A 13659-nucleotide genomic window follows, 5' to 3' on the forward strand; every position below is an offset into this window, starting at 1 on the left:
GCTCAGCTTCGATCCCACGCTCGCCGTCATCCCGGACAAGCCGCGCCAGCGGCGCCGATCCGGGATCCATGCCGGAGCGCTTCCCGGTCAAGGTTCAGGCATGGATCCCGGGTCTCCCTACGGTCGCCCGGGATGACAATGCGAGGTTCCGGAAGGCTTCGGCTTGAAACCAGCCTGTCCCGCGGCCTGCGCCCGCGTCAATGGCGGAAGTGGCGGTGTCCGGTGAAGACCATGGCGAGGCCGGCCTCGTCGGCGGCCTTGATGACCTCGTCGTCGCGCATCGAGCCGCCTGGCTGGATCACCGCGGTGGCGCCGGCTTCCGCCGCCGCGAGCAGGCCGTCGGCGAAGGGGAAGAAGGCGTCGGAGGCGACGACCGAGCCCTTGGCGAGGCTTTCCGGCAGGCCCGCAGTCTTCGCTGCCTCGGCCGCTTTCCAGGCGGCGATGCGCGAGGAATCGACACGGCTCATCTGGCCGGCGCCGATGCCGACCGTGGCGAGGTCCCTGGCGTAGACGATAGCGTTCGACTTGACGTGCTTGGCGACGCGGAAGGCGAAACGCAGATCGGCAAGCTCGCGCTCGCTCGGCTGGCGCTTGGTCACGACCTTGAGCTCCATGTCGTCGACGACGGCGTTGTCGCGCGACTGGGCGAGGAAGCCGCCGGCGACGGTGCGGAGCGCAAGTCCGGGCGCGCGGACATCCGGCAGGCCGCCGGTGAGCAGCAGGCGCAGGTTCTTCTTGGCGGCGATCATCGCGATCGCCTCCTCATCGGCATCCGGCGCGATGATGACCTCGGTGAAGATCTCGACGATCTTCTTTGCCGCGGCGGCGTCGAGCGTCCGGTTGAGCGCGACGATGCCGCCGAAAGCCGAGACCGGGTCGCAGACGAGCGCACGCTCATAGGCTTCGAGCAGCGAGCCGCCGGCCGCGACGCCGCAGGGGTTGGCGTGCTTGACGATGACGCAGGCGGCCGAAGCGGCAGGATCGAACTCGGCGACGCATTCGAAGGCGGCGTCGGTGTCGTTGATGTTGTTGTAGGAGAGCTGCTTGCCCTGGACCTGCCGGGCGGTCGAGACGCCTGGACGGTTCTCCGGGGTGCGGTAGAAGGCGGCCCATTGATGCGGGTTCTCGCCATAACGCATCGTTTCGGCGAGCGCGCCGCCGAGCGCGCGGAAAGCAGGCGCAGTGTCGCCGAGCTCATTGGCGAACCAGTTCGAGATCGCGGCGTCATAAGCCGCGGTGCGGGCATAGGCCTTCTGCGCGAGCTTGCGGCGCAGCGTCAGCGTGGTCGCGCCCTTCTGCGCCTCGAGATCGGCGAGGACGGAAGGATAGTCCGCGGGCTCGACCACGACGGCGACATCGTGATGGTTCTTGGCCGCTGCGCGGATCATCGCCGGGCCGCCGATGTCGATGTTCTCGATGCAGTCGTCATAGGACCGGCCGGCCGCGACCGTCGCCTCGAAGGGGTAGAGGTTCACGACGAGCAGGTCGATCGGCTGGATGCCGTGGCCGAGCATCGAGGCCTGGTGCTCCGGGTGAGAGCGGATGGCGAGCAGACCGCCATGGACCTTCGGATGCAGCGTCTTGACCCGGCCGTCCATCATCTCGGGGAAGCCGGTGAGATCGGAGACGTCGCTGACCGGCAGGCCGGCTTCGGCGATCGCCTTCGCCGTGCCGCCGGTCGAGACCAGCGCGATGCCGAGCTTGTGGAGGGCGCGCGCGAAGTCAATCAGCCCCGTCTTGTCGGAAACGGAAAGGAGAGCGCGTTCGACGCGGCGAAGTTCACTCGGCATCGGAATTGTCCGGCTTTGATGGCAAAAAGGCAGTTGCGCGCGGGCTATCATGCTGCGCCGCGAAAGGCAAAGTTCAGCGTCGCAGAATCGTCACGCATGAGTGCGTTTTCATTCGGGCTGAATCGTCATTGCGAGCGTAGCGAAGCAATCCAGGGGGACCGGGTGGAACGCTTCAGTGGATTGCTTCGTCGCTTTGCTTCTCGCAATGACGGTTCTTTTGCTTCAGTCCGAGGCTGTGTCGGGTTCGGCCAGGATTCCCTGCCGTTCCGCCAGCACCTCGGCCACCGTCTTGCCGGCGCGCGGGTTGGCGGTGCTGATCCGGGTGAGGCGCCAGGTGATCCGCGGCGCGGCGGCAGCATCGAAGGCGACGACGAGCTGCTCGGTGCGCCGTCGTCCGTCCGAAGCGGCGAGGAAGATGCTCTCTTCGATCACGATCGGCAGCCCGCCGGCCTCGAAGCTCCAGACCTCGCCGGAAGCGAGCGCCAGCAGCGCGCCGCGGCCCTCGCGGACGAGGCTGGCGCGGACATTGGGGTGAAGATGAAAGCGGGCCGCGGCCGGCAGCGCCTCGCGTACTCCGCTCAGCGCGACCTCGTCCTCGCCCGAAAGCGTGGCGCCGTCCTGGGCAAGCAGGAGGCGGCGGGTATGGACCGCGCCGAGGCTGCGGCGGTAGCCGTCATGGCTCGCGACCCATTCGGGGCCGTCGGCGCCGTCCTGGCGCGCGACGCGGACATCGCGCGGCCCGGATACGATCCGCAATTCGCCGAGCACCATGCCGAAATTCGCGCTGGAGCGATCGTCGAGGACGAGGGCGGAGTGGGCGGCGGTGCTGCGTGCCGCGAGCCGCAGTTCCGGCGGGCCGAAGCGGCTGGCGCCGCAATTGACGATGATGCGCTGCGCGCCGCTGGAGAATTCGAAGGCGAGACATCCGGCATGGGCCTCGATCGAATAGGCGCCGGGCGGCGGTGCGCCGGCATCGGCGACGACGACGCTGCGCCCGGCGGCGAGGCGGCTATAGCCGGAATAGGCGGCATGCTCGGTCGGGCGGCCGCGCGCGTCGTCATAGGCCGCGAGCGTCGCCATCAGGTCCGGGGCGGTCGTGCCCATGCCGTTGAACAGGGCAAGCGAACCGTCGCCGTGCCGGAAGAGGCGCAGATGCGGCATCATCCGCTCGATCGCGGTCAGTACGCCGCGCGGCGGCTCGAGCCCGCGCGCCGCGAACGTCTCCCGCAGCGGCAGCAGGTCAAGCAGGAGTTCGACGAGCAGGCGCGGATTGCGCGAGAGATGGCCGCCATCGGGCAGGATCTGTTCATCCAACTCGTCGGAGAGCATCGTCTCGGCGCGGCGGCGGCGGGCGTCCTGCCCGTCGAGGCAGATCCCGGCGAGGGTGACGGCGATCAGGGCGTTCAGCCGGTCGACCCCTTCCACAGCGCCGGCGAGCGCGAGGCTCAGCCGATCGGCCAGGCGTGCGACATGGCGCAGGAAGCGCTCGTAGAAGACGTGATCGGCGCCTTCCAGCAGGAGGGGCGAGTGGGAGAGGAAGGAGATCAGTCGGCGGGCGGCCACGGCCGGGCGGCGGGCAATGTCATGCCGATCCCGGCGCTTGGCGATGAAATCCTCGACGAGGCTGCGGGCATTGGCGCGGGCGATCGCGGTAGCGGCGGCGCGCATGTGGCGCAGCCAACCGAAACCGTAGAGGGCCTCGGCCCAGGCTTCGCTCGGCGGCTCGACATCGAAGGGCGATTCGCCGTGACTGCGCAGGGTGCGGCCGGCGAAGCTGTAGTAACCGGCGTAGAAATCGCCGGCGGTCGTCGGATCGGCGGTGCGCAGGTCATGCGGCGCGAAAAGGAGGCGTGTCGGGGTGCTGCGCCCAAAGGGCCAGAGCTTGCGCGTTGCGCCAATGAACTGGCCACGGGTTCGCCGTGCCGCCCGTCCGATCGCGGCCTGGGCCAATCCCCGTCGCTCAGACCAGCCGTTCAAAACCCCCGTATGCTCCGTCCCCGGGCGCGGCTCGAAACCGCGCGGATCATGCCAGAGAAGCCGCGCCGTCCCAGCGCGCGAATCCCTGCTCCGTCATAGCCTGATCAGGCGGCTTGCGTAAAATCCCGCCCATCCGGAGAGGCGCGGGGATTCGCCCTTCAACTGATGCGGCAGGGTCCGGATATCACCATTTGCGTCGATCGCTTCCGTCAAACCGCCGATTTCGGCCGCCTCGACAGGCTTGCGACGAAACTGGGGATGACGGGCGAGGAAGGCGACGATCTGCGCCTCGCCCTCCTCGGCTTCGAGCGAGCAGGTGCAATAGATCAGGCGCCCGCCGGGTTTCGTCAGTGCGGCCGCTGCGTCGAGCAGGCGCGCCTGCAGGCTAGCAAGCCGGTCGCGATCCTCCGGCAGCTTGGTCCAGGCGACGTCGGGGTGGCGGCGGATCGTACCGGTTGCACTGCAGGGCGCGTCGAGCAGGACGGCGTCGAAGGGCTCGGCCTTCCAGCCCGCGGCATCGGCTGTGACGACATCCGCCGTCAGGCCAAGGCGGGCGAGATTGGTTTTCAGGCGGCGCAGGCGCGGTGCGGAGCGGTCCAGTGCCGTCACATCAGCGCCAGCGGCTGCGATCTGGGCGGTCTTGCCGCCTGGAGCGGCGCAGAGATCGGCGATACGTTCGCCAGATTGCGGCGCCAGCAGTTTCACCGGCAGGGCGGCGGCAGCATCCTGAACCCACCACTCGCCCTCATCGAAGCCGGGCAGTCCGGCAATGGCCTGCCGCTCGCGCAGCCGGACCGAGCCGGTCGGCAGAGCGATGCCGTCGAGCGCCTCGGCCCAGCGGGCGGAGTCGGCCTTGACGGTGATGTCGAGGGGCGGCTCCTCGCGGTGGCTCGCTGCGATCGCAGCGGCGGCGTCCGCACCATAGGTCTCGTTCCAGCTTTCGGCGAGCCAGTCGGGCGTATCGCGGAAGGGGTCGGCCGCGGTCTCCGCCAGCACCTGGTCGCGCTCGCGCACGAGCCGGCGCAGCACGGCGTTGCCAAGTGCGGCATAGCGGGCCGAGCGCGCATCCTCATGCAGATGCCGGATCGCGAGGTCGACGGCGGCATGGTCGGGTACGTCGAGGAACAAGATCTGTGCTGCCGCAGCGGTCAGGATCGGCTCGAACGGGCCGGAATGGCGCGGGCTGCCGCGGTCGAGGCGCTCATCGATGGCGTGCTGGATCGTGCCGAGCCGGCGGAAAGCGGTGACGGCGATGGCGCGGGCGAGCCCGGCATCGGCGGCATCGAGGCCTGAATCCGGCAGCAGCCGTTCGAGTGTCTCGTCGAGCGCGGTGCGGGCGCGCAGCACCTCGTCGATGATTTCGGCGGCGAGGCGGCGCGCGCCCAGGCCCGGAGCATTGTCGCGCTTCGGGGCCGGAGCCTGAGGGCGACGGCTCGATGGGGTCTGACCAGCCATCTCAGCCCCAAGGGCCCGGTTGGTGCGGCGGGTTGTCCCAGGGGCTGCCGCCGGCTTGGCCCCAAGGGCGGTTGCCGGCCTGGGCGGCGAAGCCCGCCCCGGCGGCGCTGGTGCCGATGCCCATGGCGCGGGCCTGCTCCATCAGCGCGGCGATGCGGTTGCCGGTGTCGGGATGGGTCGAAAACAGATTATCCATGCCGCCGCCAGTCAAGGGATTGATGATGAACATATGCGCCGTAGCAGGCTTGGCCTCGGCTGTCTCGTTGGGAATGTGCTGGACGCCCGCTGCGATCTTGGCCAGCGCATCGGCGAGCCAGATCGGGTTGCCGCAGATCTGCCCGCCGAGCTTGTCGGCCTCGTATTCGCGCGAGCGCGAGATCGCCATCTGGATCAGGGCGGCGGCCATCGGCGCGAGGATCGAGAGCAGGATCTGGACGATGAAGTTCGGGCGGTTGTCGCGCGAGCCGAAGAACATGCCGAAGGTGACGAGCGAGGAAATCGCGCCCGCGAAAGTCGCGGTGATCGTCATGGTCAGCGTGTCGTGGTTCTTGATGTGCGCGAGCTCGTGCGCCATCACGCCGGCCAGCTCCTCATAGCTCAGCGTGCGCAGGATGCCTGTCGTTGCCGCCACGGCCGCGTTTTGCGGGTTTCGTCCGGTGGCGAAGGCATTGGGCTGGTCCTCATGGATCAGGTAGACGCGCGGCATCGGCATGTTCGCCCGCGCAGCGAGGTCGCGCACCATGCCGTAGAGCTCGGGCGCGGTCGCCGCGTCGACCTCCTGAGCATTATGGGCGGCGAGTGCCAGCCGATCGGAGTTCCAATAGCTGAAAAGATTGGTCACGGCGGCGAAGCCGAGGGCCATCAGCATGCCGCCGCCGCCGCCGAGCAGATAGCCGACGGCGCCGAACAGCGCGGTCAGGCCTGCCATCAACATGCCGGTGCGAACGTAGTTCATCGATTCCCCTTCATCGGCGGCAATACGGGGGCGGAAAGCCCTCGCGAAGGCCGGGTTCGTGCCCTATGTGGTGGGAGCCAACCCGATCCTGCAAGAGAACGCGCAAGGAAACGAGCCGAAATGCCCGACAAAGCCGATGAGGACGTGCCGGCAGTCGCAGCGGAGCCGAAGGTGCTTTCACCGGCGGCGCAACGGGCTCTGGCCGAGGCGGCCGCCCGGCGCGCCGCGATCGATGCTCATGCAGCCGAGATCGCCAAACAGCGCGAACTCAACGGGCGCGGCGGCCTCGAACCCGCGCGCTACAACGACTGGGAAGTGAAAGGCATCGCCAGCGATTTCTGAGGCTTGCCAAGTACGCCGTCATTCCGGGCGACCGAAGGGAGACCCGGAATCCATCGTAGAGCGATGGTGCCCTTCGATGGATTCCGGATCGGCGCCGCTGACGCGGCTTGTCCGGAATGACGGGAACCTTCTTGAAAGGCCGTGACCACGCGCAGCGTGAAACATTGCCAATTTGCGGCGTTGCGTCCAAACAGCAGCCTGATAGCAGCGGATTTTCGGTGATGGACAGCAACGACAAGCGCCTCGCGGCCCTGCGCCGCCTTCTGAGCGAGGCGCATGACAAGCTCGGCCTGAAGCTCGGCTTCCGGCTCTGGGACGGCAGCTCCGTGCCTGCCTCCTGGCCCTCCGACGGGCTCGCCATCGCCATCGCCGATGCCGGTGTCCCGGCCGCGCTGATCCGCAAGCCCAAGCTGGACACGCTGCTCAACCTGCATATCACCGACCGCATCTCGATCCAGAACGGCTCGATCTTCGATCTCGCGGCCGCGCGACCCGACGGCAAGGTTGGCCGGCTGGCGCGCAACATCCCGAAGGGCGCGGTCTTCGATGTCGTGCGCCGCTTTCTCTTCGCGCCCGGCAAGGCGGAAGAGGCGGTCAGCCACCGCAAGGGCGACGAGATCGCGCGTGACGGCGCACCGGCCACCAACAAGGCCAATATCGCCTATCATTACGACGTCTCGAACGATTTCTACCGGCTCTTCCTCGATGAGGAGATGGTCTACACCTGCGCCTATTTCACCGAGGACCATGGGGATCTTGGCCGCGCCCAGCGCGACAAGCTCGACATGATCTGCCGGAAGCTGCGCCTGAGACCAGGCGACCGCTTCCTCGACATCGGCTGCGGCTGGGGCGCGCTCGTCTGCCATGCCGCCCGCTACTACGGCGTCGAGGCCCATGGCGTGACGCTGGCGGAGGAACAGCTCGCCCTGGCGCGCGAGAAGGTCGAGAAGCTCGGGCTTCAGGGCAAGGTGACCCTCCACCTCAAGGATTTCACGCAGATGGAAGGGGAGTTCGACAAGATCTCCTCGATCGGCATGTTCGAGCATGTCGGCATCCGCAACCACCCGTCCTATTTCCAGGCGGTGAACCGGCTGCTGCGCCCGCGCGGACTCTATTTGCACCACACCATCTCGCGCCGGGCCAAGAAGACCGAGAAGGCCTTCAACAAGATGCCGGCGGAATACCGCGCTCTGGTGCGCTACATCTTCCCCGGCGGGGAGCTCGACCATCTGGGCATGTCGATCGCCAACCTCGAGCGCCACGGCTTCGAGGTGCATGACGTCGAGGGCTGGCGCGAGCACTACCAGCGCACGACACGGCTGTGGTGGGAGCGGCTCGATGCGAACAAGGCCAAGGCCGAGGCCGAGATCGGCCCGGAGCGGACGCGGATGTGGCTGCTCTATCTCGCCGGCTGCTCGCTCGCCTTTGAACGCGGCGGTGCGCTGATCAACCAGACGCTGGTTTCGAAGCGGCGCAAGGGGCCGTCCGGCCTGCCGCTGACGCGCGTGGATCTCTATCGCGACTGAGCGACTTGACGGCCGGCTTAGCCGCCGGCCGCGGTCTTCATCCTTGCATCTGAAAATAGAATCGCCCGGCGAAGGCCGGGCCGTGACCTACTTCTTGATGAAGAGGTCGAGCTTTCCGTGGTGTTCGGCCAGCAGATAGTAGAAGGTCAGGCGGGATTTGGTCCGGTCCGCCTTCATATGCTCGCAGATCGCCTTGATCGAGCCGTCGAGATCACCGGACTTCAGGCCGAGTTTCTTCTTAAGGAAGTTCTCGCGGACGCGGTCGATCTCGGCCGGGTCGGAGCAGGCGACATAGCGCGTGTCGGGCTTGCTCATCACGAGCGCATAGGACTTCGACATCCCGGCGAATGCAGCTTCGTTCAGCGGCTTCTTGGCGAACTTCTTCACGTCGGCGAGGTGATCCATCGGGTAGCCCCTTCCTGACCCGTGGGAGGCACGGGTGGTTGCGTGTCGCGAGCGGAGGTTAACGCGGTTTTTTCCGGGCGGCGAGGGGGAAACGCGCGGTATTGTTGGCTTTTGGAATGGTTCGATGCCGTCTTTCGTCGAAGCCCGGAATGCGTCGAGCAGATGGCAGAGCATTCGCCGATGAGGGTTGAGCGTCGGGAGGCGTGGTGCTGCGATGCAGCATCCGCTGGAGCAACCCGATGAAGCCGACGATATTGATGGTGCCACGCATGCCGGAGGCCCTGGTTGCGCGGCTTAGGGAGAATTTCACGCTGCTGGGGCCGATGGAGCGCTCGACGCCGGAAGCTTTGCCGCCGGGCGCGGAGCAGGCAGAGGCGCTGCTCACCATGGGAAGCCTCAGCACCGACGCCGCGCTCATCGACGCGGTGCCGAAGCTCAGGCTGATCTGCTGCTACGGCACCGGCATCGAAGGCGTCGACCGCGTCCATGCGAAGGCGCGCGGCATCGCACTCGCCAATGCCGGGGAAGCCAATGCCACTGGCGTGGCTGAATTCGCCATGGGGCTGCTGCTCGCCACGGCGCGGCAGATCCCGCAGGGCGATCGCTTTGTCCGGGCCGGGCGCTGGCAGGGCAATTCCGTCCAGCGCATGGCTTCGGTGCCGGGGCTGGCGGGGCGCAGGCTCGGCATCTACGGGCTCGGCGCAATCGGCAGCCGGATCGCGAAGCGCGCCGCGGCCTTCGACATGGAGATCGGCTATCACAACCGCAGCCGGCGCGCGGATGTGCCCTATCTCTATCATGACAGCTTGCTCGGCCTCGCCGACTGGGCGGATGTCCTCGTCGTCTCGGCCCGAGCCAGCGCGGAGAATCGCCATGCCGTCGACGCCGCCGTGCTGAAGGCGCTGGGGCCGCGCGGGCATCTGGTCAACATCTCGCGCGGTATCGCGGTCGACGAGGACGCGCTGTGCGCGGCGCTGGAGACGGGCACGATCGCTGGCGCAGGACTCGATGTCTACGAGAACGAGCCGCATGTCTCCGACAGGCTGAAGGCACTGGACAACGTCGTGCTGACGCCGCACATCGCGGCCGCGTCGGAATCGGCCCAGTCCGCGCAACAGGAGGTCATGCTCGGCAATCTGCGGGCCTTCTTCGCAGGCGAGCCACTGGTTTCGCCGGTGCCGCTCTGAAAAATCAGGGCATGACGACCACCGGTGTGCCCATCTGGACGCGGGCGTAGAGGTCGATCACGTCCTGGTTGTGCATGCGGAAGCAGCCATAGGAGGCGGCGGTGCCGATCGTGCTCGGCATGTTCGTGCCGTGGATGGCGTATTGGCCGCCGGGGCCGAGGCCGATGACGCGCGCGCCCATCGGGTTGCGTGGCGAGCCGCCGGGGATGACGTCGGGCAGGCGGGGATTGTCGCGCTTGACCTCGGCCGGCGGAGCCCAGGCCGGGTCGACCTGCATCTCCTCGACATATTTGACGCCGCGCCACTGCTTGCCGGCCTTGCCGACCGCGATGGTGTAGCGGATCGCCTCGCCGGGGGAGACGACGAAATAGAGCTTCCGTTCGCCGGTGCGGATGATGATGGTGCCGGGCTCGAAGCGGTCATCGCGCAGCCCGATGACGTCGCGTGCTTCGGCGCTGGTCAGGCCCGACAGCAGCAGGGCTGCAGCGAGGCTGATGGCAGCAGCATGTCTGGCCATGGTCGAAACTCCCGTTCGGACGTGGACGGGGTTTAGTCCTCAGTCATGAAACATGGGTTGAGCGATATGGTGAAGCGGGATTCAGGATGAAGCGCTGGTGAATCCGGTTCTGGAGCACGCTGCGTTTTGGTGGAAGCGCGCGTCATCCGGGCCGGCCCAAGGATAAACTCCGTGCAGAGGCGGGATTCATGCCGGAACCTTCATCGGAAGCGCTCCGGCATGGATCCCGGGTCAAGCCCGGGATGACGGTGTGGTTCCCCAGAACACCAGCCATAATGAGGACAGACCCTAAGCCGCCGGCCGGGAACGGTGCTGCTGCGGCAGCAGGAAGGGCAGCCCCGGCGCCGGCGCACGGCTCAGTGTCAGGTCGACCTTGAAGACCTGGCGCAGCAGGGCATCGTCGAGCGTGCGCGCCGGCGGCCCCTGCGCGATGATCAGCCCCTGATCCATCACCACCAGATGGTCGGCATAGGTCACGGCGAGGTTGAGGTCGTGCAGAACGATCAGCACCGCGACGCCGCGGGCGGCAATGCTGCGCGCCATGTCGAGCAGGGCCAGCTGATGGCAGAGATCGAGGCTGGCGATCGGCTCGTCAAGGAAGAGCACCTGCCGCGCGGCGACGCTGCGGCCGGCCTCGAGTTGGCAGAGCACGCGGGCGAACTGAACGCGCTGCTGCTCGCCGCCCGAGAGCGTCTGATAGCGCCGGCCGGCGAGCTCGATCATCCCGGCGGCGGCGAGGCTGTCAGCGACGATCGCCTCGCGGCGCTGGCGCGTCAGCGCCCGGCCAACGCCGTCGACGCCGAGGCTCGCGACCTCGTAGACGCCGAAGGGGAAGGCGAGGCGGGCATGTTGGGCCATGACGGCGCGCAGGCAGGCGAGGCGCCAGTGCGGCACCGTTGCGAGCGGCTTTCCTGCGATGCGGACCTCTCCGCTGGCGGGCTTTGCCTCGCCGGTCAGGAGCTTGAGCAGCGTCGATTTTCCCGCGCCGTTCGGGCCGATCAGGATGGTGGTCGTGCCGCCGGCGAGCTGCAGGTTGGCGTCGGCGACGAGCCGGCGGCCGCCTGCAGCGAAACTCACGCCATGGGCGGAAAGGACGGGCGTCGCTTCAGACATCGAGAGCGCTCGTGCGCCGCAGCAGCAGCCAGAGGAAGAAAGGCGCGCCGATCGTGGCGGTGACGATGCCGATCGGCAGCTCCGCGGGGACGACGATCAGTCGTGCGACGATGTCGGCACCGACCAGCAGCATCGCACCGCCCAATGCCGAAAGCGGGAGCAGCAGCCGGTGATCCGGGCCGACGGAGAGCCGGATCAGATGCGGCACGACGATGCCGACGAAGCCGATCATCCCGGCCGAGGCGACGCTGGCGCCGACGGCGAGCGCGACCAGCAGGATCGCCAGGGCCTTGATGCGCTGAACGGGAATGCCGAGGTGATAGGCTTCGGCCTCGCCGAGCATCAGCCCGTTCAGTCCGCGCGCCAGCAGCGGCATCAGCAGGAGCAAGGGCAGGATGATCGGCGCCACCGCCGAGAGCTTGGTCCAGCTCGCGCCGCCGAGGCTGCCGAGCGACCAGAAGGTCAGGTCGCGCAGCTGCCGGTCGTCCGAGATGAAGGCGAGCAGGCCGGTCAGAGCGCTCGCCATCGCGCCGAGCGCAACGCCAGCCAGCAGCATGGTCGCGACCGAGGTCCGGCCGCCGCGTGTGGCGATGACGTAGAGCGCCAGCGTCGAGACGAGGCCGCCGCAGAAGGCGCCGATGGGCAGAGCGGCAAAGGGCAGTTTCATCATGGCGCCCGTCAGGTATCGATCGCCGAGCACGATGGTCGCGGCGGCAGCCAGGGCGGCGCCGCTGGAAACGCCGACGAGGCCGGGGTCGGCCAGCGGGTTGCGGAACAGCCCCTGCATCAGCGCGCCGGAGACGGCGAGCCCGGCGCCGACGAGCAGGCCGAGCAACACGCGCGGCAGGCGGATGTTGAGCACGACGAGCACGTCGCGTCCTTCCAGCAGCGTGGCATCGCCCGTCAGCTTTGCGATCAGGATTTCGGCGACGCGTCCGGGCGGAATCGAGATCGCGCCCTGGCCGATGGCGACGATGGCGAGCAGCAGGCAGGCCAGGGCGAGTCCGACGACGGCGAGCAGGCCGACACGGCGCCGACCGGCGATCAATGTCGTCAGCGTGCGGGAAGCCATCGCGGGGGCGGGTGCCGCGAGCGTCACGGGGCGGAGGCCGTCTTCAGCGCCGGGATGGCAGCCTCCGGATAGATCGCAGCCATGAGATCGCGAGCGGCCATGGGCGTGCGCGGACCGAAGCCGAGCAGATAGAGCCCGTCCATATGGACCAGCCGCTTGTCCGTCGCGGCCGGCGTCTGGGCGAAGGACGGCATGGCAAAGAGTTCGTCCGGCGTGATGTTGTGCGCGCCGTTGTTGCGCATCATCAGCACCATCTCGGGGGCGGCCGCGGCAATCGCCTCGTCCGTCATCGGCTTGTAGCCCTCGATGGCGTCCGCGACATTGATCCCGCCGGCGAGCGAGATGATCGCATCAGCGGAGCTGTTGCGGCCGCCGACCAGGGCTCGACCGTTCTGCAGGGAGAGCAGGAAGAGCACACGCTTCTTCCTGGCGATGCCGACGCGCAGGGTGGCGAGTTCATCGAAACGGGCTCTGATCTGCGCCGCGAGCCGTTCGGCCGGGGCGGAGGCGCCGATCGCGGCGCCGATCGCGGCGATCTTGGATGCGACCCCTTCCGGGGTCAGCCCGTCCATGATGCGCGCGATCTTCACGCCGGATTCGTTGAGCAGCGAGACAGCATCCGGTGGGCCGGCGCCGTCGATCAGCATGATCAGCGTCGGCTTGAGGGAGAGGACGCCTTCGGCCGAGAGAGCGCGGACATAGCCGATATTGGCCTTGTCCTTCAGCGCCTCTGCCGGGAATTGGCTGGTGGAATCGAGACCGACGATGCGATCCTGCAGGCCGAGCGCATAGATCACTTCGGTGATGACGCCGCCGGCGACGACGATGCGTTGGGGCGTCTGGGCCAGGGCGGGAACAAAGGCGCTGAACCCGGCCAGGCCGAGCAGTGACAAGGCCGAGACCGCCAGTTCCCGTCGGTTCAGTTGCGCGAGACCGGAATGCAGCGTTCGGTCGCGTGAGCCAGACATGTTGCAACTCCATTCGGACGCGAGTGACGGGCCGCGGCCATTACAATTCAGTCTGATCACAAGGATCTGCCTGTTTAGAATGGTTCAACACAAAGTAAATCCTTGTTTTTAATTACTAAAAACAAGGATTGATTACTCGTATTGTTGACGGTGATATTCATCTTTACTACAAGGGGTCAAGGGCAGCGCCTGAGCGCCGCCGGCTTCGGTCGCGGCGTGTCGTCGCGCGGACGCTTCCGGCGCGCATGTCTCTGCGGTGAACGCTTTGTCAGGCGTGTATCCGGAAACGGCGATGACCGGCCGCCTAGATCGCCGAGCGTCCTATCGGACGCGAAGTGGCGATCTAGCCCTT

General features: G+C 67.6%; 13 protein-coding genes. 3 read left to right on the forward strand and 10 right to left on the reverse strand.

Going from position 1 to position 13659, the window contains the following annotated elements; genetic code table 11:
* Window positions 1–197: 197 nt before the first annotated feature.
* The 4 genes from purH to htpX all read right to left on the reverse strand — a co-directional run bounded on the left by purH (window position 198) and on the right by htpX (window position 6177).
* Window positions 198–1790, reverse strand: coding sequence for a bifunctional phosphoribosylaminoimidazolecarboxamide formyltransferase/IMP cyclohydrolase (gene purH / locus FQV39_RS20405; RefSeq protein ID WP_149131956.1), 1593 nt, complete (start codon window positions 1788–1790; stop codon window positions 198–200).
* A gap of 222 nt (window positions 1791–2012) precedes the next feature.
* On the reverse strand, window positions 2013–3740 hold the full coding sequence (locus FQV39_RS20410; RefSeq protein ID WP_248313085.1) for a heparinase II/III family protein: 1728 nt from the start codon (window positions 3738–3740) through the stop codon (window positions 2013–2015).
* Between the two features lie 120 nt (window positions 3741–3860).
* On the reverse strand, window positions 3861–5222 hold the full coding sequence (locus tag FQV39_RS20415) for an RsmB/NOP family class I SAM-dependent RNA methyltransferase (RefSeq protein WP_149131958.1): 1362 nt from the start codon (window positions 5220–5222) through the stop codon (window positions 3861–3863).
* A gap of 1 nt (window position 5223) precedes the next feature.
* On the reverse strand, window positions 5224–6177 hold the full coding sequence (gene htpX / locus FQV39_RS20420) for a zinc metalloprotease HtpX (protein WP_149131959.1): 954 nt from the start codon (window positions 6175–6177) through the stop codon (window positions 5224–5226).
* Between the two features lie 120 nt (window positions 6178–6297).
* Between htpX and FQV39_RS20425 the strand changes: the two genes are divergently transcribed.
* Window positions 6298–6519 carry a DUF1674 domain-containing protein gene (locus FQV39_RS20425; RefSeq protein WP_149131960.1) on the forward strand — a complete coding sequence of 74 codons (222 nt, stop codon included), beginning with the start codon at window positions 6298–6300 and terminating at the stop codon, window positions 6517–6519.
* A 221-nt stretch (window positions 6520–6740) separates the two neighbouring features.
* A complete protein-coding gene (locus FQV39_RS20430; protein ID WP_149131961.1) occupies window positions 6741–8045 on the forward strand; it encodes an SAM-dependent methyltransferase in 1305 nt (434 codons plus the stop codon).
* An 87-nt stretch (window positions 8046–8132) separates the two neighbouring features.
* Here FQV39_RS20430 and FQV39_RS20435 read toward each other — a convergent pair whose 3' ends face one another.
* Together FQV39_RS20435 and FQV39_RS33245 are read right to left on the reverse strand one after the other, a co-directional pair.
* On the reverse strand, window positions 8133–8450 hold the full coding sequence (locus tag FQV39_RS20435) for a DUF2853 family protein (protein ID WP_149131962.1): 318 nt from the start codon (window positions 8448–8450) through the stop codon (window positions 8133–8135).
* Window positions 8451–8508: 58 nt separating this feature from the next.
* Window positions 8509–8721, reverse strand: a complete 213-nt coding sequence (locus FQV39_RS33245; RefSeq protein WP_187640349.1) for a hypothetical protein — start codon at window positions 8719–8721, stop codon at window positions 8509–8511.
* Between FQV39_RS33245 and FQV39_RS20440 the strand changes: the two genes are divergently transcribed.
* Window positions 8720–9637, forward strand: a complete 918-nt coding sequence (locus FQV39_RS20440) for a 2-hydroxyacid dehydrogenase (RefSeq protein WP_210251120.1) — start codon at window positions 8720–8722, stop codon at window positions 9635–9637. The genes FQV39_RS33245 and FQV39_RS20440 overlap by 2 nt on opposite strands.
* A gap of 4 nt (window positions 9638–9641) precedes the next feature.
* Here FQV39_RS20440 and FQV39_RS20445 read toward each other — a convergent pair whose 3' ends face one another.
* The 4 genes from FQV39_RS20445 to FQV39_RS20460 form a co-directional block, all read right to left on the reverse strand.
* On the reverse strand, window positions 9642–10154 hold the full coding sequence (locus FQV39_RS20445) for a L,D-transpeptidase (RefSeq protein WP_149131964.1): 513 nt from the start codon (window positions 10152–10154) through the stop codon (window positions 9642–9644).
* 288 nt (window positions 10155–10442) lie between these two features.
* Window positions 10443–11267, reverse strand: coding sequence for a heme ABC transporter ATP-binding protein (locus tag FQV39_RS20450; protein ID WP_149131965.1), 825 nt, complete (start codon window positions 11265–11267; stop codon window positions 10443–10445).
* The gene (locus FQV39_RS20455; RefSeq protein WP_149133950.1) at window positions 11260–12339 is read right to left on the reverse strand and encodes a FecCD family ABC transporter permease; all 1080 of its coding nucleotides are present in this window, start codon (window positions 12337–12339) and stop codon (window positions 11260–11262) included. Before FQV39_RS20455 ends, FQV39_RS20450 begins: the two co-directional genes overlap by 8 nt.
* A 23-nt stretch (window positions 12340–12362) precedes the next feature.
* Window positions 12363–13307, reverse strand: coding sequence for a heme/hemin ABC transporter substrate-binding protein (locus FQV39_RS20460; protein ID WP_149131966.1), 945 nt, complete (start codon window positions 13305–13307; stop codon window positions 12363–12365).
* Between the last annotated feature and the right edge of the window lie 352 nt (window positions 13308–13659).

The organism is Bosea sp. F3-2 (assembly GCF_008253865.1).
Taxonomy (GTDB): Bacteria; Pseudomonadota; Alphaproteobacteria; order Rhizobiales; family Beijerinckiaceae; genus Allobosea.

Bases quoted from the DNA above. Each gene is read 5' to 3' on its own strand.
- FQV39_RS20445 (WP_149131964.1), bottom strand. From the start codon at position 10,154: ATGGCCAGACATGCTGCTGCCATCAGCCTCGCTGCAGCCCTGCTGCTG.
- FQV39_RS20430 (WP_149131961.1), top strand. From the start codon at position 6,741: ATGGACAGCAACGACAAGCGCCTCGCGGCCCTGCGCCGCCTTCTGAGC.
- htpX (WP_149131959.1), bottom strand. From the start codon at position 6,177: ATGAACTACGTTCGCACCGGCATGTTGATGGCAGGCCTGACCGCGCTG.
- FQV39_RS20460 (WP_149131966.1), bottom strand. From the start codon at position 13,307: ATGTCTGGCTCACGCGACCGAACGCTGCATTCCGGTCTCGCGCAACTG.
- FQV39_RS20450 (WP_149131965.1), bottom strand. From the start codon at position 11,267: ATGTCTGAAGCGACGCCCGTCCTTTCCGCCCATGGCGTGAGTTTCGCT.
- FQV39_RS20455 (WP_149133950.1), bottom strand. From the start codon at position 12,339: ATGGCTTCCCGCACGCTGACGACATTGATCGCCGGTCGGCGCCGTGTC.
- purH (WP_149131956.1), bottom strand. From the start codon at position 1,790: ATGCCGAGTGAACTTCGCCGCGTCGAACGCGCTCTCCTTTCCGTTTCC.
- FQV39_RS20440 (WP_210251120.1), top strand. From the start codon at position 8,720: ATGCCGGAGGCCCTGGTTGCGCGGCTTAGGGAGAATTTCACGCTGCTG.
- FQV39_RS20415 (WP_149131958.1), bottom strand. From the start codon at position 5,222: ATGGCTGGTCAGACCCCATCGAGCCGTCGCCCTCAGGCTCCGGCCCCG.
- FQV39_RS20435 (WP_149131962.1), bottom strand. From the start codon at position 8,450: ATGGATCACCTCGCCGACGTGAAGAAGTTCGCCAAGAAGCCGCTGAAC.
- FQV39_RS33245 (WP_187640349.1), bottom strand. From the start codon at position 8,721: ATGCGTGGCACCATCAATATCGTCGGCTTCATCGGGTTGCTCCAGCGG.
- FQV39_RS20425 (WP_149131960.1), top strand. From the start codon at position 6,298: ATGCCCGACAAAGCCGATGAGGACGTGCCGGCAGTCGCAGCGGAGCCG.